The 17,175-nt window shown below is 71.5% G+C and carries 14 protein-coding genes; 2 read left to right on the top strand and 12 right to left on the bottom strand.

The window, feature by feature from the left end:
• Positions 1 to 23 precede the first annotated feature (23 nt).
• The 6 genes from AC6H2I_RS22990 to AC6H2I_RS22965 form a co-directional block, all read right to left on the bottom strand.
• Positions 24 to 956 carry an N-carbamoyl-D-amino-acid hydrolase gene (locus AC6H2I_RS22990; protein WP_497503084.1) on the bottom strand — a complete coding sequence of 311 codons (933 nt, stop codon included), beginning with the start codon at positions 954 to 956 and terminating at the stop codon, positions 24 to 26.
• Positions 953 to 2,200: a M20 family metallo-hydrolase gene (locus AC6H2I_RS22985; RefSeq protein WP_497503083.1), complete on the bottom strand. Its 1,248-nt coding sequence runs from the start codon at positions 2,198 to 2,200 to the stop codon at positions 953 to 955. Before AC6H2I_RS22985 ends, AC6H2I_RS22990 begins: the two co-directional genes overlap by 4 nt.
• Positions 2,197 to 3,366, bottom strand: a complete 1,170-nt coding sequence (locus tag AC6H2I_RS22980; RefSeq protein WP_497503082.1) for a diaminopropionate ammonia-lyase — start codon at positions 3,364 to 3,366, stop codon at positions 2,197 to 2,199. Before AC6H2I_RS22980 ends, AC6H2I_RS22985 begins: the two co-directional genes overlap by 4 nt.
• 61 nt (positions 3,367 to 3,427) lie before the next feature.
• A complete protein-coding gene (locus tag AC6H2I_RS22975) occupies positions 3,428 to 4,471 on the bottom strand; it encodes a TRAP transporter substrate-binding protein (protein ID WP_497503081.1) in 1,044 nt (347 codons plus the stop codon).
• A 27-nt stretch (positions 4,472 to 4,498) separates the two neighbouring features.
• Positions 4,499 to 5,779 carry a TRAP transporter large permease gene (locus AC6H2I_RS22970; RefSeq protein ID WP_497503080.1) on the bottom strand — a complete coding sequence of 427 codons (1,281 nt, stop codon included), beginning with the start codon at positions 5,777 to 5,779 and terminating at the stop codon, positions 4,499 to 4,501.
• Between the two features lie 3 nt (positions 5,780 to 5,782).
• Positions 5,783 to 6,313 (bottom strand): TRAP transporter small permease, encoded by a 531-nt coding sequence (locus AC6H2I_RS22965; protein ID WP_497503079.1) that lies wholly within the window; start codon positions 6,311 to 6,313, stop codon positions 5,783 to 5,785.
• A 143-nt stretch (positions 6,314 to 6,456) separates the two neighbouring features.
• Between AC6H2I_RS22965 and AC6H2I_RS22960 the strand changes: the two genes are divergently transcribed.
• A complete protein-coding gene (locus tag AC6H2I_RS22960; RefSeq protein ID WP_497503078.1) occupies positions 6,457 to 7,314 on the top strand; it encodes a MurR/RpiR family transcriptional regulator in 858 nt (285 codons plus the stop codon).
• A 362-nt stretch (positions 7,315 to 7,676) separates the two neighbouring features.
• Positions 7,677 to 11,816 (top strand): mechanosensitive ion channel domain-containing protein, encoded by a 4,140-nt coding sequence (locus tag AC6H2I_RS22955; RefSeq protein WP_497503077.1) that lies wholly within the window; start codon positions 7,677 to 7,679, stop codon positions 11,814 to 11,816.
• 59 nt (positions 11,817 to 11,875) lie between these two features.
• Here AC6H2I_RS22955 and AC6H2I_RS22950 read toward each other — a convergent pair whose 3' ends face one another.
• The 6 genes from AC6H2I_RS22950 to cysE form a co-directional block, all read right to left on the bottom strand.
• Positions 11,876 to 12,754 carry a methyltransferase domain-containing protein gene (locus AC6H2I_RS22950; RefSeq protein WP_497503076.1) on the bottom strand — a complete coding sequence of 293 codons (879 nt, stop codon included), beginning with the start codon at positions 12,752 to 12,754 and terminating at the stop codon, positions 11,876 to 11,878.
• The gene (locus AC6H2I_RS22945) at positions 12,751 to 13,473 is read right to left on the bottom strand and encodes a class I SAM-dependent DNA methyltransferase (protein WP_497503075.1); all 723 of its coding nucleotides are present in this window, start codon (positions 13,471 to 13,473) and stop codon (positions 12,751 to 12,753) included. The genes AC6H2I_RS22950 and AC6H2I_RS22945 overlap by 4 nt, the downstream gene beginning before the upstream one ends.
• Positions 13,474 to 13,526: 53 nt before the next feature.
• The gene (locus AC6H2I_RS22940) at positions 13,527 to 14,693 is read right to left on the bottom strand and encodes a pyridoxal phosphate-dependent aminotransferase (protein ID WP_497503074.1); all 1,167 of its coding nucleotides are present in this window, start codon (positions 14,691 to 14,693) and stop codon (positions 13,527 to 13,529) included.
• Between the two features lie 389 nt (positions 14,694 to 15,082).
• A complete protein-coding gene (locus AC6H2I_RS22935) occupies positions 15,083 to 15,841 on the bottom strand; it encodes a sulfotransferase-like domain-containing protein (protein ID WP_497503073.1) in 759 nt (252 codons plus the stop codon).
• A 173-nt stretch (positions 15,842 to 16,014) separates the two neighbouring features.
• Positions 16,015 to 16,347 carry a nitrogenase-stabilizing/protective protein NifW gene (nifW, locus tag AC6H2I_RS22930; protein WP_497503072.1) on the bottom strand — a complete coding sequence of 111 codons (333 nt, stop codon included), beginning with the start codon at positions 16,345 to 16,347 and terminating at the stop codon, positions 16,015 to 16,017.
• Entirely contained in the window at positions 16,344 to 17,171 is an 828-nt protein-coding gene (gene cysE / locus AC6H2I_RS22925; RefSeq protein ID WP_497503071.1) for a serine O-acetyltransferase, read from the bottom strand. Before cysE ends, nifW begins: the two co-directional genes overlap by 4 nt.
• Positions 17,172 to 17,175: the final 4 nt, after the last annotated feature.

Below are 17,175 nucleotides of genomic sequence, written 5' to 3'. Positions count from 1 at the left end.
CCCCCGGCGCCGGCGCCGGGGGCCTACACCAGCCCGCCGTACTGGTCGGGGCGCCGGTGCAGGGCGAAGTTGAAGATGTGACGCTTGATCTCGTCGCAGCGCGCCAGGTCCACGTCGTGCACCACGACCTCGTCCCCCAGGGTGGTGCACTGGGCGACGATCTCGCCGGTGGGGGCGACGATGCAGCTCTGCCCCAGCAGGTCGCAGCCCTCCTCCCGCCCGGCCTTGGCCACGCCCACCACCCAGGTGCCGTTCTGGTAGGCGCCGGCCTGCAGGCTGAGGTGGTTGTGGAAGCCCTGGAGGTGGTCGTGGTCGGGCACCGGGGGGTAGTGCATGGGCGTGTTGTAGCCCAGCAGCACCAGCTCCACCCCCTGCAGCCCCATCACCCGGAAGGTCTCCGGCCAGCGGCGGTCGTTGCACAGGCACATGCCGACCCGGCCGCCGAAGGCGTCCCACACCGGGAACCCGCCCTCGCCGGGCTCGAAATAGCGCTTCTCCAGGTGCTGGAAGGGGCGCCAGGGCTCGTGCTCGGGGTGGCCGGGCAGGTGGACCTTGCGGTAGGTGCCGACGCTGCGCCCGCCGCCGTCCACCAGCACCGATGCGTTGAAACGCCGGGTCCGGCCGCCCTCGACCACCTTCTCGGCGTAGCCGAGGTAGAAGCCGATGCCGAGCCGTGCCGCCTCCTCGAACAGGGGGCGGGTGTCGGGGCCGGGCATCGCCGTCTCGAAGAAGGCGTCGACCTCCGCCTGGTCGGCCATGAACCAGCGGGGAAAGAAGGTGGTCAGCGCCAGCTCCGGATAGACCACCAGCCCGGCGCCGCGGGCGTGGGCGCGGCGCATCAGGGCGATCAGCCGGTCCACCACGGCGGCGCGCGGCGCGGCGCGGGCGATGGGGCCGAGTTGGGCGGCCGCCACGGTGACGATGCGGGGCGCGACGGGCCGGGTGTCGTTGCTCATACGGAACATCCTGCGGGTCGCCCGGCGAGGTCCAGCAGGACCCGCAGCAGCACGTTGGCCCCGGCCTCGAGATGGGCGGGGTCGGTGTGTTCGGCGACGTTGTGGCTGATGCCGTTCACGGACGGCACGAAGATCATCCCGGTCGGCGCGTTGGGGGCCATCATCTGGGCGTCGTGGCCGGCCCCGCTGGGCAGGCGGCGCACCGCCAGGCCGAGGCCCCGTGCCGCCGCCTCGACCCGGGCGACGACCGGCTCGGAAAACGGTACGGGAGCAAAACGAGCAAGGCTCCGAGTGGTGATTCGCACCCCTTCCTCGGCCTGGAGCCGCTCGATGGCGTCCCCCAGCATCGCCTCGGCGCGGCGCAGCACGGTGTCGTCCGTGTTGCGCAGGTCGACGGTGAGGACGGCGCGGCGCGCCACCACGTTGACCAGGTTCGGCGCCAGGGTCAGCGCCCCCACCGTGGCCACCTGGGGCGGCCCCAGCGCCGTGGCGATGGCGCGCGCCTCCACCGCCAGCGCCGCCGCGACGTAGCCGGCGTCGTGGCGCAGCTCCATGGGGGTGGTGCCGGCGTGGTTGGAGACGCCGTCCACCGTGACCTCGGTCCAGGAGATGCCCTGCACCCCGGTGACGGCGCCGATGGCGATGCCCTCGCGGTCGAGCACCGGCCCCTGCTCGATGTGCAGCTCGACGAAGGCGGCCGGCGTCACCGTGCCGACCGGGGTCGGCCCGGCGTAGCCGATGGCGGCCAGCGCGTCGCCGACCCGCACGCCGTCGATTCCCACCACATCCAGCGCCGTGGCCAGGGGCAGGCTGCCTTGATGAACCGCACTGCCCATCATATCGGGAGCGAAACGGGCTCCCTCCTCGTTGGTGAAGACCGCGACGGCCAAGGGCCGGTCCGTTTCGATTCCGGCCTCGTCCAGGGATTGCATGACTTCCAGCCCCGCCAGCACGCCCAGGCAGCCGTCGTAGCGGCCGCCGGTCGCCACCGTGTCGATGTGGGAGCCGGTCATCACCGGCGGTCCATCGCGCCGCCCCCGGCGCACGCCCACCACGTTGCCGATGGCGTCGACGGTCACGGCGAGGCCCAGGGCGCGCATCCAGCCGGCCACCAGGTCGCGGCCGCGGCGGTCCTCGTCGCTCAGCGCCAGCCGGCAGCACCCGCCCCCGGCGATCGCGCCGATCTCCGCCAGCCGGGCGAGGCGGTCCAGCAGGCGGGCGCCGTTGATCGCCGCGGCCGTCATGCCGTCCCCCGCACCGCCGCCGCGGGCCGGCCGACCAGGCGCTCGTACAGGTCGGGGTCGGTGTCGCCCTCGGTGCCGAACACCAGCACCCGCGACCGCGGCCCCAGCTCCAGGGTCTCGCGGGCCGCGGCCTGGGCGGCGCCGGCCAGCGCCGCGGCCAGGCCGGCTACCGCGGATTCGCCGGCCACCAGCGGCGGGTCGCCGCCCACGCCCTGGGCCAGCAGGCGCATCACCGCCACCGCCGCGGCGTCGCGCACCGTGGCGAACACCGGGGCGCCCGGCTGCAGGATCTCCCAGGCCAGTTCCGACACCTCGCCGCAGGCCAGCCCCGCCATCAGCGTGTCGAGGTCGCCGGGGGCGGCGACGCGGTGGCCGGCGACGGCGCTGCGGAACAGGCAGTCGGCGCGCTCCGGCTCGACCACGGCGAACAGGGGGCGGTCGGCCCCGAATCGCTGCCAGAGCTGGGCGCACACCGCGGCGGCGAGGCCGCCGACGCCGCCCTGGACGAACACGTGGGTGGGCGGCCCGGCCATCGCGTCCAGCGCCTCCTCGGCCATCAGGGTGTAGCCCTGCATGACGTCGCGCGGGATCGCCCGGTAGCCGGCGTAGGAGGTGTCGGAGACCACGGTCCAGCCGTTCGCCGCCGCCGCCTCGGCCGCGGCGCGCACGCTGTCGTCGTAGGTGCCGGGGGTGCGCACCACCTCGGCGCCGTAGCGGGCGATGGCGGCGCAGCGGCCCTCGCTGACCGTGGCGTGGACGAAGATGACGCAGCGGCAGCCGAACTGCTGTGCCCCCCAGGCGACGGACCGGCCGTGGTTGCCGTCGGTGGCGCAGCACACGGTGATCTCGGCCGGGTCGCGGCCGGGCTCGGCCTGCAGCAGGCGCCGCACCGCGTAGGCCCCGCCCAGCGCCTTGAAGCTGCCCAGCCCGAAGCGGCCGGACTCGTCCTTGTAGTGGATGGCGCCGAGCCCGGCGGCGGCGGCCAGGCCGGGCAGCCCGACCAGCGGGGTCGGCGCGTGGCCGGGCCAGCCGGTGATCTCGGTGCGCGCCGCCGCCAGCCCCTCGGGCGACAGGATGGCGCTCTGCTGCGGCCCGTAGGGCAGGCCGGCGCGGGCCGCCGGGTTGGCGAACAGGCGCAGGCCGGGAAGGGGGGGGAGGGTGGGCATGGTCTCGTGGGCTGCGGGGGCGGGAAGGGCCCTCTCCCCGTGGCGGGGAGAGGGGGGCGGGCTACTGGCCGGCCGTGTCGATGGCGGCCATCAGGGCGTTCAACATGTCCTCGCCCTCGGCGCCGAACTTCTCGACGATCAGCGACCGGACGGCGGGCTGGGCGGCCTCGGCGAAGGCCTTGCGCTCGGCCGCCGGCAGGGCGTTCACCTCCATCTTCTGGGCGAGGTGGGGCAGGCCGCGCTCCGACGCCTCGATGATGCGGGAGATGCCACGCCCGGCGTCCACCGCCGCCGCCGCGGCGTAGTCGATGACGCTCTGCTGCTCCGGCGTCAGGCCCGCGTAGAACTCCGTGTTCATCACCCAGACATAGGGGGTGATGATGTGGTTGGTGATGGTCAGGTACTTCTGCACCTCGTCGAACTTGGCGAAGGCGATGATCGGGATCGGGTTCATCTGGCCGTCGGCGACGCCGGTCTGCAGGGCGGTGTAGACCTCGGCCCAGGGCAGCGGGGTCGGCCGGCCGCCCAGCGACGTGATGATCGCCTCGTGGGTCGGCAGGGTCATGGTGCGGATGCGCAGGTCCGCCATGTCCTGGACCGAGGTGATCGGCCGCTTGGAGTTGGAGATGGCGAAGAAGCCGCCGCTGTCGAGCAGGCCGATGACCTTCAGCCCGGTCTTGGCCTCGAGATCCGCGGCGAATTTCCGGCCGAACGGGTTGTCGAGGTCCATCACCTCGTGGGCGACGGCGATGTTGGGGAAGGCGAAGGGCACGTCGAACACGCCGACCAGCGGGTAGTGGGCGGCGACGCCGCCGGCCGAGGAGATGCTGGCCTGGATCACGCCGTCGCGCACCTGCTGGATCACCTCGTCGTCCTTGCCGAGCTGGCCGTCGGAGAACAGGTCGACGGTGACCGCGCCGTTGGTGCCGGATTCCACCAGCGCCTTGAAGACGGCCGCCATGGCGCCGGAATGGCTCTGGGTCGGGTCGGCCGGGTTGAGGTGGCCGAGCTTCAGCGTGGTCGCCGCCAGGGCCGGCGACAGGCCGACGCCGGCGGCGATGGCGAGCGCCGCGGCGGCGGTGGAGAGGCGGCGGATCAACGTCATCTCGGGCACTCCTTTCAAGGGGCTGGATCAGCCGGCCAGCAGGCGCGGCAGGAACAGGGTGAGGTCGCTCCAGAAGGCGATCAGGATGAGGATCGTCACCTCGGCGACGATGAAGGGGGCGAGCGACCTCGAGATCGCCTCCACCCGCTCGCCGGTGACCGAGGCGAGCACGAACAGGCAGGCCCCCACCGGCGGCGTCATCAGCGAGATGTTGAGGGCCAGCACGATCATGATGCCGGCGTGCACCGGGTCCATGCCGATCGAGAGGGTCAGCGGCGCCAACACCGGGGCGAGGATGATCAGCGCCGCGTTGATGTCCATGAACAGGCCGATCACCAGCAGCAGCAGCAGGATCATGCCGATGACGGCGTTGGGGTCGCTGGAGATCGACAGCACCGAGGCGGCGATGAGCTGGGGGATCTTCTCGAAGGTCATCCACCAGCCGAGGATCGAGGCCGAGGCGATGATCAGGAAGATCACGCCCGTGATCCGCGCCGTGCGGATGCACATGTCCAGCAGGTCGGCCAGCCCGATGGTGCGATAGACCAGCGCGCCCACCACCAGGGCGTAGAAGACGGCGATCGAGGCGGCCTCGGTCGGGGTGACGATGCCACCGAGGATGCCGCCCAGGATGATCAGCGGCATCACCATCGCGGCCAGGCTGCCGCGGAAGGCGTGCAGGATCACCCGCAGGCTGGGCCGGCGGTCGGACTTGGGCAGGTTCAGCCGGCGCCCCAGGGCGGCGATCACCGCCATGCAGACCAGGCAGATCAGCAGGCCGGGCAGGATGCCGGCGGCGAACAGGCCGGCGATCGACACCCCCATCAGCGAGCCGTAGATCACCATCAGGTTGGACGGCGGGATGGTCGGCCCGATGATCGAGCCGGCGGCGGTGACGGCGCAGGCGAAGGGCCGGGTGTAGCCGTTCTTCACCATCGCCGGCACCAGCGTGTTGCCGAACGCCGCGGCGTCGGCGGTGGCGGCCCCGGTGATGCCGGCGAACAGCACCGACGCCACCATGTTGGAGTGCGCCATGCCGCCGCGCAGGTAGCCCACCAGGGTGTCGGCGAATTCCACCAGGCGCTGGGTGATGCCGGAGCGGTTCATGATCTCGCCGGCCAGGATGAAGAACGGCATCGCCAGAAAGGGGAAGAGGTCGAGCCCGGCGAAGAAGCGGCGCGGCGCCATGGAGACGAACTGCTCGCCGCCGATCTGCAGCATGCCGACCACCCCGGCGATGCCCAGCACGTAGCCGATCGGCATGCCGACCAGCATGAGGCCGAAGAAGGCGACGGCGACCAGCGTCATGGGTCAGGCCTCCAGGGGGGTGTCGAGGGGGCGGCCGGCCAGGCGGTGCTGGTCGCGCACCGCCGCCAGCGCCACCTGGATGCACGCCAGCCCGGCGGTGGCCGGCACGGCGGCGTAGGGCAGCGCCTTGCTCATCCCGAAGATCATGGAGAACTGCCTGGCCCCGGCCGCGGTGAAGCCGAGCCCGTACCAGAACAGCAGGAAGAAGAAGGCGAAGGCGGCGGTGTCCAGGGCCAGCAGCAGGCCGCGCCGCGCCGCGGCGGGCAGGCGCTCGAACACGAACAGCATGCCGATGTGCTCGCGCCGGTGGATGCCGCACGACACCGCCAGCAGCGCCGCCCAGATCATCAGGTAGCGGGCCAGCTCCTCGGTGAAGGTCAGGTGGACGGGCAGCGCGTAGCGGGCCAGAACGCCCAGCCAGACGTCCAGCACCAGCACGACCACCAGAGCGGCGCAGGCCCACTCGACGATGCGGTTCAACCCGGCGCCGAGGCGCCCGGCGCGGTCTGCCCATGGAGCGGTCGAGGAGGACATGGTACCCGGCTCCGCTGTCGGTTGCCGTCGCGTTGTCCCCGATGATCGGCCGGGGCGGCGGCGCCTGTCAATGAAAAATGAAACACGAGTTTCGATGGTGGTGATAGAATGAAACGAATGTACCGTCGGCATGGAGGGGTGGCGTGAGCGACGAGCAACCGACCGGGCTGGTCGCCCGTATCCGGGAGCACTACGGCCGGCTGCCGCCCAACGAGCGCAAGCTGGCGGACCTGCTGCTGGACCTGAACGAACGGGTGTCGAGCTACTCGGCGACCGAACTGGCGCGGCGGGCCGGCGTGTCGAAGGCGGCGGCGACGCGGCTGTTCCAGCGTCTGGGCTACGAGGATTTCGCGGAGCTGCGGCGCGAGGTGCGCGGCGGCGGCAGCGGGGCGGCGCCGCTCGACCAGGCCGGGGCGCTGCCCGACACCCATCTGACGCGCCTGCTGGAGCGCGAGGTCGTCAATCTGACCCGCACCGTGGAGGCGCTGCGGCCCGACGAGGTGCAGGCCATCGCCCGCGCTCTGGCGGAGGCCGGGCAGGTCTGTGTCGCGGGGTTCCGCAACAGCTACTATCTGGCCGCCTATTTCCGCCAGCTCCTGGTGCAGCTCCGGCCGGGCGTGCTGCTGCTGCCGGCGGCCGGCCAGACCCTGGGGGAGACGCTGTCGGGGGCGCGCGCCGGCGACGTGCTGGTGGTGATCGGCCTGCGCCGGCGCGTGCCGCGGGTGCGCCGCCTGCTGGAGCTGGCGCAGCGCCTGGAGATGCCGACCCTGCTGGTGTGCGACCGCCACGCCGTGGCGCTGGGAAAGCTGGCGACCTGGACGGTGACGGTGGAGGTGCACTCCACCGGCATCTTCGACAGCCTGGCCCCGGCGATCGCCGTTCTCGGCCATCTGGCGACCCTGGTGGCCCGTGAGATCGGCCCGGCGGCGCGCCAGCGCCTCACCCGGATGGAGGAGATTCTGGCGGAGCTGCAGGAGCTGGACGGGGACCAGGGGGCATAGACCCGTGTGTCCCTGAGACGTGGGATATTGATCCCGGACAGCACGATGGCCGTCGCGCTGTCCGACGCCGGGCTGCGGCGGCTGGAACGCTGCTTCGGTCGCCTCGGCTGAATGGTCAAAGATACCCCCCGCCTCCGCGGAGTCACCCCGGTGATTCGCCGGGTTCCGCGTGTCCTGCCCTGTAGAGTGGAGCCGGCGCCAAGTCGAAAAATCTTTTGTTGCAGTCCAGGGGCGCAATCCGCTGCGGTTGCGCGGCTGCGGTCCTTTGGGGTGACAGGGGCGATGATCCGTCCTACCCTTCGAACATCCCGAAAGTGCCGTCGGGATCACCGTGCGGCCGGGGGAACACGGAGGACTCGACGGTGCACCATCCGTTCATGCGGCGCGTCGCGGCAACCCTGATCCTGGCGCTTGCCGCCCTCGGCCTTGTCTCGGGAACGGTGTTGCCGGCCGGTGCCGCCACCCCCACCCCCACCCACACCGTGGCCGCCGAGCCCGCCCCGGCCGCGGCCTCGGCCGCGGCACAGTCGCTCTCGGCCCTGTCGGCGAAGGCGCTGGTCGAGCGGGTGGAGGCGGCGCTGGCGGCGCGGATGGCGATCCTGGCCACGCGCCGAGACCTGGCGGAACGCATCGAGCCGATCGAGAAGGACCTTCAGGTGCAGGCGGTGGAACGGCAGGCCTTCGCCATGCCGGAACGGCCGGACATGTCCGTGCAGCCCACCGACCCGGCGGGGGCCCAGGACCTGATCGACGGCTGGCAGGCCGTCGTCAAAGGGCTGGAGCAGCGGATCGCCATCGCCAACAGCCGGGAGACCCTGGCCAACCAGCACCGCGAGGCCGTCCTCCTGCTGGCCCAGGAGATCGAGATCCTGGCCGGGAGCGAGGCGCTTCTGGCGCCGCTCTTCACCGAACTGGCCGCGCGTCGGACCGCCGGTACCCTCAAGACGGAGGAGCTGCCGGACGGCCTGCGGGAGCTGCCGCACCTCGATGATCCCGTCGTCCTCGCCGCCGCGGCCGCCGAGCGGCGTGCCGCCGGTGAGCGCGACGCCGTGATGGCCCGCGCGGCGCGGGAGGAGCGCACCGCGCTGGAGCAGGAGCTTGCGGCGGCGGCCAGGGACGTGGAGGTGGCGCAGGACTGGCTGCGCGACGCCAACCAGCGGGAATCCCTGCGCGGCGAGTTCGCCGCCCGCGGCCGCTCCGACCTGATCAGCCTGTTTGGCGTGCGCCTGACCGAGGTGACCGATCAGTCGGCGCAACTGACCGAGCGGTTGGCCGCCCTGGACGCGGACCTGGGCACGCTGGAGGAGGGGCGGGCCGCCCTGGAGGCGCTGGCGCCGCCGGAAGCGGCCGCCCCCTCCACCGATGGCCGCGCTGTCGACGCGTTGCAGCGCGCACGCGCCGGCCTGGCCGCGGCGACCGCGGCCAAGGCCTTCCAGGAGCAGCGGCTGGCCGGGATCGCCGCGCTCACCGGCGAGGTCGCCACCCTGGCGACGGCGCTGAACGGCGACCTGGCGGCGGCGGAGAGCCTGCTGGCGGCGCGGGTCGCGCTGGATGTGCTGGCGGAGGTCATTCAGGCGCCGCCCCCCGCCATCGACGAAGGGCCGGGGACGGACGGACAGGGCGCGGCCGCGCCGGCCCCCGCCCCCGCCCCCGTCCCCGTCCCCGCCGTCGAGCTGCCCGAGGCGATCACGGCGGGCACCCTGCCGTCGCTCACCCGGGCCTTGCAGGGGGAGGTGGAGCGGCTGCGCGCCGCCAAGGCCACCCTGGAGGCGCGGGCCGCCGCGCTCGCCGAGGCGGGGAAAGCGGCGGAAGCCGCGCTGGAGGAGGCGGAGACCGCCGTGACGACCCAGACCCGCACCGTGGAACAGGAGGAGCGCTGGGCGTCCTTCATCGCCGACGTGGAATCCCTGGCCCCGAACCAGTTGGCGGGCTCCTTTCGTGCGGCCGTCGCCGCGGTCGGCGAGCACGAGTCCCGCCTGGAGGAGATGGCCGCCGCCGCGAAGGAGACGGCGGGCGGCGTCGACGCCGCCACCAAGGCGCTGGACAGCCACCACGATCCGGTGACCCTGGCGATGTCCGAGAAGGAGGACGCCTTCACGGAATGGCGCCGCACCCACGAGCTGGAGGTCGCCGATCAGGCCGCCGCGGCCAACGGCACCGCGGTCCCGCCCGCCGCCGCGGCCGCCGGGGTCGGCGCCGTGGCGCCCGGTTCGGCGGCCCCGGTCGCGGACCTGGCCCCGGTCACGGCCCCGGTCACGGCCCCGGTCACGGCGGTGGCCGCGCCGGCGGCGGAATCGGCGGTGGCGGTGGAGGCGGCGCCCGCTGCGGCGACCCCGGCCCCGGCCGCGCCGGCCAAGGCGCAGCCCCTGGTGGAGCGCTGGCTGGCGGGGACCCGCGAGCTGCGTGATCAGGTGGTCGTCCGACGCCTGACCTACCACAAGGAGCACACGGAGCTGCGCGGCGCGCTGGCCACGGCGCTGGCCGCCCACGAGTTGCGGCTGGGCGAGCAGGTCGAGGCCACCGAAGCGGCGCTGGAAGCGGCGCGGCGTGCCTGGGGGGCCGCCACCACCCTGCAACTGCGACAGGCGGAAGGTGCGCTGGCCGACGCCCCGCCGGACGAGGAGCTGAAGCCGTGGCTGGACCGCAAGCGGGTGACCGGGCTGTCCGACCGCGTGACCGAGCTGCGGCGCGCGCTGGGGGATGTCACCGAACGGCGCGAGGCGATGATGGCCCCGGTGCCGCAGGAGGATCTGATCACGCCGCTGTCGTCGTGGGCCGAGCTGCTGACCGGCATGACCGAGGCCTTTGCCGAGCACGTCGCCCTGCGCCAGCAGTTCGCCCAGTTCGAGAACATCGACACGCTCGACGAGCTGGAACGGCGGATGCTGGAGCGCGAGATCAATCGGCGGATCGCCGAGGACCAGGGCGTCTACCATGACCTCGGCACCTATTTCGGCTCCCAGGAAACGGGCACCATCGACGAGTTGCTGGTGCGTTACTACACCCGCCTCATCGTGCTGGAGCGCCGGATCGCCAACGTCGAGCAACGCCAGCAGCACCTCGGCAAGGTCATCGAGCTGACGGAGAGGCAGCGCGAGGCCATGACCGCGCTCAACGGCGTGGTGGCACGGGTGGCCACCGACAACGACACCCGCCTCGACGTCGAGGGTGTGCGCGTCCGGGCCGTCCTCCACCCCGCCAAGGTGGCGGATCTGCTGGCCGGGCTGAAGGACCGCACCGGCGTCGACGTCCCGCCCAAGTCCCTGCCCAAGCTGCCCACCGATGGCGGCGACGCGGCCAACGCCGCCCGCCGCGACCTGGTGGCCGGCCTGCGCGACGATTGGGCGGCGGCGGCCGGCTACCGCGACTGGTCGCGCCGCATCGAGGCCGACGCCGCCCCGCTGGGCGCGCTGGACACCCGGCTCAGCCAGTACCGCAGTGTGGTGGCCGAACTGGAGACCGCGAAGGCGGAGCTGCAACGCACGGTCTTCCGCCTCGCCGGCTACGCCCCCAGCGAGATGCAGGGGCTGGTGGCCGGCGGCGACCGCCTGTCCGGAGCCATCCCCGGAGCGGAGGTGGGGGAAATCGGCCTGCTGCAGCGGGAGCGGCAGGAGATGCTGCAATCCCGCTTCCTCGAATCGATCATCTCGCTGGTGATCATCCCCGTGGCCGCTGTGCTTCTGATCCTGATCAGCCGCCGGGCCGGCCGGCGCATGTTCCTGCGGCCGGTGCGGACCAAGGATGGCGGGGCGGTGCTCGACGCCGCCCAGCAGCGCGAGCGGGAGGAGCGCGCCCGCACCCTGTTCGGCATCTTCCACAAGACCATCACCGCGCTGATCGTCGTGCTGGCGTTGATCTACATGCTCCAGGTCGTCAACATCGACGTCACGCCGATCATCGCCTCCTTCGGTGTCTTCGGCCTGGCGGTGGCCTTCGGTGCCCAGGCGATCATGCGCGACGTCTTCGCCGGTTTCTTCCTGCTGCTGGAGAACCAGCTGAACCGCGGCGACTACGTGACCATCAACGGGCTGATGGGCGAGGTGGAATCCATCGGCCTGCGGCTGACGACGGTCCGCGACTACACGGACGGTCAGCTCCATTTCATCCCGAACGGGCAGATCCGCTACGTCAGCAACTACAACAAGGAATGGTCGCGGGTGACCATCGTCCTCGAGGTGCCGTTCTCCGCCGATGCCGACCGGGTGGTGGCCCTGCTGAAGGAGGTCGCCGCCACCATGACCGCCGACGGGATCGCCAACCTGAAGTCCGCGTCGGTCAAGGGGGGCGTCCACCGGCTGGACCACAAGGCCGGCACCCAGGCCTTCCTGGTCATGCTGGACGTGCTGGAGGCGGACTTCTCCGTCGGCCGCGAGTTCCGGCGCCGGGCGAAGCTGTCGTTGCAAGCGGTCGGCATCCCGCTGGGCATGCCGCACCGGACCGTGCGCTACCGGCCGGATGACGAAGCCGTCGCGGAGCCGGAGCGGACGGTGGTTCCGGTGTAGGGGGTGGCCCTGGGAAGGGCGGTGGGAGGTGGTCGGCCCACGGCCCTGTCCATGTCATCTCACGATGCGCCGCCCACCGGCTTTTCCATGTCGAACAGTCCCCACCGCAGGTGGCCCTGTTCGGCCGCGGTCACCCACACGGTGATGCCGGCGGCGATGCGGTCGAGGTCGTCGGCGGAGAAGGCGTCGCCGAGCGACGGGCGGCGCGCCTCCAGGGTTGTCAGCAGGCGGCGGTAGTGGGCGGCAATGTGGGGGGAGAGGTCCTCTGCCGCCGCCACGCGCCACCCCTGGTCCCCGGCCAGCCGGCGATAGCCGTCGGCGCTTTCGATCCCGGCGAGGCCGAGGCGGGCCCGCACCTCTTCCAGCGCATCCGCCGGCGCGCCGGGATCGCGCAGCAGGTCGGTGAACACCAGCCGGCCGCCGGGCCGCAGCACCCGGTCGATCCCGGTGAACAGGGCCGCGCGGTCGCTGGCGTGGACGAAGGCGTCCTGCGACCACACCACGTCGAACGGGCCGAGGTCGTCGGGCAGGCGCTGGAAGTCGCCCTCCAGGACGCGGATGCGCTCGTCCAGCCCGGCCAGGCGGTTGCGCCGGCGGTGCTCCGCGTTCTGGGTGGCGCTGAGGTTGAGGGCGACCACCCGGCAGTCCAGCTCCCGCGCCAGGATGCGGTCGGCGGCGCCGTAGCCGGCGCCCAGGTCCAGGATGGAAAGCGGCGTGCCGGGCGCCGGCGCCGGCAGCCGGTCCATCAGCGTCCGGACCGTGCGGCGGCAGGCGGTCTGCAAACCGTCGGCGGCGGCCGCGAAGATGCCGACGCCGATGAGCAGGTCGTCCTCCGCCCAGACCCGGTGATAGAACCGGTCCGACAGGTCGCGGTCGTAATGGGCGCGGGCGTGGCCGACGCTGTCCGGCGGCGGCCCTCCGCGCGCCGGACCGCTCATCCCTTCCTCCACAGCCAGACATGGCGCGGCGACGTCGCGGGGTCGTGGGGGGCGCCGCGAAGGTCGCCCCACGTGCCGACCAGGGTGAACCCCAGGCCGCGGAAGGTCTCCTGCGTCTTCGCCACGTCGTAGAGCCGTTCCGAGCAATGGACCGTCCGGTTGCGGAAGGTGTCCTTCGCCGCCTCGAACAGGTGCCATGCCTCGGTCCAGTGGGTGGCGGTGCGGCTGTACTGGATCACCGCGGTGAAGGCCTGGTCCGGGGTGGTGACCGTCTCCTGGCGGTGGTTCAGGTCGGCGATCTCCACCTCGTGGTTGGGCATTTCGGCCAGCAGGTGTCCGCCCGGCTCCAGATGCTCGGCGCAGCGCGCCAGGCACCGGCGGAACGCCTCCTCCGTGTCCAGCACCACCAGGAACGAACTGAGGGCGAGGATGGCGTCGAAGCGCCGGTCCAGGGTGAAGCGGGTCGCGTCCTGCTGGTGCAGTTGCAGGTCCGGGTCCTTGGCCCGCGCCGCGGCGAGCATGGCCGTGCTGACGTCGATGCCCACGGCGTCGAAGCCCGCGTCCTTCAGCGGCTTCAGATAGAGGCCGGTTCCGGTCCCCAGCTCCAGCACGGCGTTGGCACCCACGGCGCGCAGGGTGTCCCGCACGAACGGCACGCGCTTGGCCGTCTCGGGATAGATCAGGTCGTAGTGGGCGCCGATCTCGTCGTAGATCGCCATCGTGTTCTCCCTTCTTCCGCGGACGGCGTCAGCCGATGACGCAGCGGACGGCGTCAGCCGATGAAGTAATCGTGCAGCCGGTCGATCGCCTCGTCATAGCGGCTCTGGCAGAAGCTGAGGCGCAGGGCGTCGGGCATGCCGAAATCGGTTCCCGGGACGGTGGAGACGTTCACCCGTTCCAGGATGTCGCGGGCGAGGTCCTTGGAATCGGCCATGCCGTGGCGCTCGATCCAGGCGCGGCAGTCGAGCATGGCGTAGAATCCGCCCTTCGGCTCGATCGGGCGGCACCCGGTGTTGGCCAGCCGGTCCACCGTGCAGCGGGCGCGGGCGGCGTAGAGGGCGGTCAGCTCCCGCGGGCTGTCCTCGTCCTTCAGGGCCTCGATCATGGCGAACTGGGACACCGGGTCGCTGGTCAGCAGGGTGTGCTGCTGCACGATCCGCATGGGCATGATCAGGCTGTCCGGCAGGATCGCGTAGCCGATCCGCTTGGTGTACATCCGGAAGCCCTTGGAGAAGCTGTTGGTGACGATCTGCACCTCGCGATGCCGGTCGAGATAGGCCAGCGGGCAGCGATAGGTGCCGTCGAACACCACGTTGTTGTAGATCTCGTCATGGACGATGTAGGAGCGGCCGCCGACGATCTCGTTGATCGCCGCCACCTCGTCCTCGCCGAGGATGTTGCCGAGGGGATTGCCCGGGCTGTTCAGCACGACGACCGCCGTGTCTTCCGGTGTGTAGGCCTTGGCGAAGGACGTGAGGTCGAGGCGCATCGTCTCCGGATCGATGTCGTAATGCTCGATCCGCGCCCCGGCGAGCATGCCGCTCAGGAGATAAAGGCAATAATAGGGGCGGGGGAGAAGGATCTTCTGGCCCGGCCGGCAGGTCAATTGGAAGATGTTGCGAAAGATCGACGAGGTTCCGACGTTGACGATGATCTGCGAAGGGGCGCAACCCGCCGAATAGCGGGTGTTGTAGTGCTCGGCAATGGCGCTGCGCAGTGCGGGCAGGCCCTGGGGATAGACAAGCCGCGTGACATCGAGGTTGCGAAGGCCGCTTTCGAACACCGACTGAACCCGCTCGGGGATGGGCAGTTCGGAAATGCCGATGGTGAGCTTGATGACATCGCGTCCCGCGGCCGCGGCCGCGTCGGCCAGTTCGTCCATGACGAACATCTGGAACTCGAGCGGTTCCGCCGGCAGGGACAAAACGGACAGTGGCATGGATGGCCTCCTGGTTGGAAGGGTGACGCCGGGGACGGCCCATCCGCGTGCCCGCGGTCCATGCGTCCCCATCACCGGTGTTTGAAGGAATGCCGGGACATTCGCCTCCGCGCGTGCCCGCCGTTTCGCCTGCGTTAAGTCATCCCCTTCGTCTGGGTTTATTCGTCATGGAATCGACCAATTTACGGAGGCATATCGGCGACCGGGATGTCAATGATCAATCGGTATACGAGCAAGAACAGACCGTCAATACTTGACGTTTGGTTGCGGATTATCTGAATATTTCCCTTTTAGGTTTTCCCTGTGTCGGGTGGGACTGGCCGGGTCCCTTCCCGGTTGATGGCGAGGATCGCTTGCTCCCGTTTGGTGGCCGGGGCCGGTCGACCGGATCAAGCCGCCGTGGTCCCGGCGGGGACGGGGCGCAGCGCGTGCTGCCGCAGGTCCGCGTAGAGCGGTGCGCAGGTGCGGTAGGCGTCCGCCAGGACCGGAGTCGTGTCGATGGCGGGGCCGTCGTCGCGTGCCTGCGCTGCAAAGCCGGTCGATTTCGAGACGTTCGCGTGCCAACTGCCGCCGTCCCACCAGTTCAGTTCCGGCCGCACCTTCGGTTCCCAGGTCAGGGAGTCGGGTCGGAACGCTATGCCGACGGCGCGGCAATAGGCGGCGACGGTGGCCGCCGGGTCGGCGACCAGATCACTGGCATCGATGATCACCGGCATCCGTCCGGTCATGGCGTGCACGGCCGTCGCCAGGCGGTGAAGGGCGGGAAGGCCCGTCTCGTCCATCGTGAAGTCCGGGGAGGAGCGGTACAGCGACGGCAGCTGCGCCGCCGGGTCGCGGATCAGGATGGTGTTCTCGAACCGCGACAGGAACGGTGCGTCCAGGTGCGCCTCGACATAGTACGCCATGTCCTTGAAGAAGAGCGGGCCGCGGGCCGCCGCGTCCAGCAGCCCGGCGGTGACGCGGTCGTAGTTGTGATCCGGTTGCGGCGCCACCTCGGTCTTGCGGGTGCTGAGACGCTGTTCGCTGAAATAGTAGGCCGGCCCGTAGGGTTCATGGCGGACCTGGAAGTCACCGCGTTCCATCATCATGACTTCGAACGCAGTCGAAACGGATCGTGGACATGTCCACAGCGCCAGGGCCTTTGCCATCACTGCCCCCCATGCAAACGACCGGGCGCCGGTGCTCCAGTCACCGGCGCAGGGATTGGAACCGATTGTGGCGGCAATGTCCACCCGTGGGAGGCCGAAAACGACGACGCGGCGCCCGGTTGTGGGCCGGGCGCCGCGTGGTGGGGCGCGTGGTGGCGGGTGGGCGGGTGGTCCTATCCTTTCAGCGGCGTCGCCAGCGCGTCCAGCGGGACGAAGCGGTCGCTCATCTTCCGGGCCTCCTCCTTGTGGACCTTGAAGGTCTTCTCGGCGATGGCGTTGGAGGTGACGAAGTCGGTGTAGGCGTGGCGCAGGTGGTCGCGGTACCGCGTCGCCAGGGCGGCGTCGTCCAGCCCGTCCATGTGCGGGTCGCCGGCCAGGTACTCGTGGAAGCGCTGCAGGATGTGCAGGCGGTTGACGTGCACCACCCGCTGATCGAAGGCCACGCCGAGGAACGTCAGGAAATCCTCGGCGGTCTCCAGGTCCTCCAGGTCGTCCTTGAAGCTCATGGGGTCGCACTCCTGCCGGTCGGGGAAGGGGAAGGGGAAAGGGATGGGGATGGCGAGGGGGCCTCGTCGCCCACCGTGCAGCAGCCGTCCTGGTCGCACAGGTCGCCGCAGGCGGCGCAGACGATGCCGCCGAGCGCGGCGCGGAAGGGATCGGTCCGGCCCGCCTCCTCGGCCGCATGGGCCTCCAGGCGCGCCTCGATGCGGTTGATGTGGTCGATCAGGCAGGCGATCGCCTTGCCCACCGGGTCGGGCATGAGGTGGTGGTCGAGGTCGATGCCGTGCGCGGGCGCGCGGGCGCGGGCCGGGCGGACGACCCGCCCGGGGATGCCCACCACGGTCATCCCCTCGGGCACGTCCTTGGTGACGACGGAGTTGGCGCCGACCCGGCCGCCGCGGCCCACGGTGATGGGGCCGAGGATCTTCGCCCCCGACCCCACCAGCACCCCGTCGCACAGGGTGGGGTGGCGCTTGCCCTTGCTCCACGACGTGCCGCCCAGCGTCACCCCGTGGTACAGGGTGACGTCGTCGCCGACCTCGGCGGTCTCGCCGATGACCACGCAGGCGCCGTGATCGATGAAGAAGCGGCGGCCGATGCGCGCCCCGGGGTGGATGTCGACGTTGGTCACGGCGCGGGCCAGGTAGGCCAGGAAGCGGCCCGGCCACAGCCAGCCGCGCCGCCACGCCGCGTGGGCCAGCCGATGGCCGATCACCGCCTGGACGCCGGGGTAGCAGGTCAGCACCTCCCAGCGCGTGCGCGCGGCGGGATCGCGCTCGAACACGCAGGCCACGTCTTCCCTCAGCAGCGTCCACAGGCCGGTGGCCATGGCG

This window comes from Azospirillum sp. NS33, from assembly GCF_059703765.1.
Note: the sequence above shows the minus strand (reverse complement) of the source record. Positions and strands in the feature narration are given on the sequence as shown.

Excerpts from the sequence above, each read along its gene's own strand:
- AC6H2I_RS22990 (WP_497503084.1), bottom strand. The coding sequence starts at position 956 with ATGAGCAACGACACCCGGCCCGTCGCGCCCCGCATCGTCACCGTGGCG.
- AC6H2I_RS22985 (WP_497503083.1), bottom strand. The coding sequence starts at position 2,200 with ATGACGGCCGCGGCGATCAACGGCGCCCGCCTGCTGGACCGCCTCGCC.
- AC6H2I_RS22980 (WP_497503082.1), bottom strand. The coding sequence starts at position 3,366 with ATGCCCACCCTCCCCCCCCTTCCCGGCCTGCGCCTGTTCGCCAACCCG.
- AC6H2I_RS22975 (WP_497503081.1), bottom strand. The coding sequence starts at position 4,471 with ATGACGTTGATCCGCCGCCTCTCCACCGCCGCCGCGGCGCTCGCCATC.
- AC6H2I_RS22970 (WP_497503080.1), bottom strand. The coding sequence starts at position 5,779 with ATGACGCTGGTCGCCGTCGCCTTCTTCGGCCTCATGCTGGTCGGCATG.
- AC6H2I_RS22965 (WP_497503079.1), bottom strand. The coding sequence starts at position 6,313 with ATGTCCTCCTCGACCGCTCCATGGGCAGACCGCGCCGGGCGCCTCGGC.
- AC6H2I_RS22950 (WP_497503076.1), bottom strand. The coding sequence starts at position 12,754 with ATGAGCGGTCCGGCGCGCGGAGGGCCGCCGCCGGACAGCGTCGGCCAC.
- AC6H2I_RS22945 (WP_497503075.1), bottom strand. The coding sequence starts at position 13,473 with ATGGCGATCTACGACGAGATCGGCGCCCACTACGACCTGATCTATCCC.
- AC6H2I_RS22940 (WP_497503074.1), bottom strand. The coding sequence starts at position 14,693 with ATGCCACTGTCCGTTTTGTCCCTGCCGGCGGAACCGCTCGAGTTCCAG.
- AC6H2I_RS22935 (WP_497503073.1), bottom strand. The coding sequence starts at position 15,841 with ATGGCAAAGGCCCTGGCGCTGTGGACATGTCCACGATCCGTTTCGACT.
- nifW (WP_497503072.1), bottom strand. The coding sequence starts at position 16,347 with ATGAGCTTCAAGGACGACCTGGAGGACCTGGAGACCGCCGAGGATTTC.
- cysE (WP_497503071.1), bottom strand. The coding sequence starts at position 17,171 with ATGGCCACCGGCCTGTGGACGCTGCTGAGGGAAGACGTGGCCTGCGTG.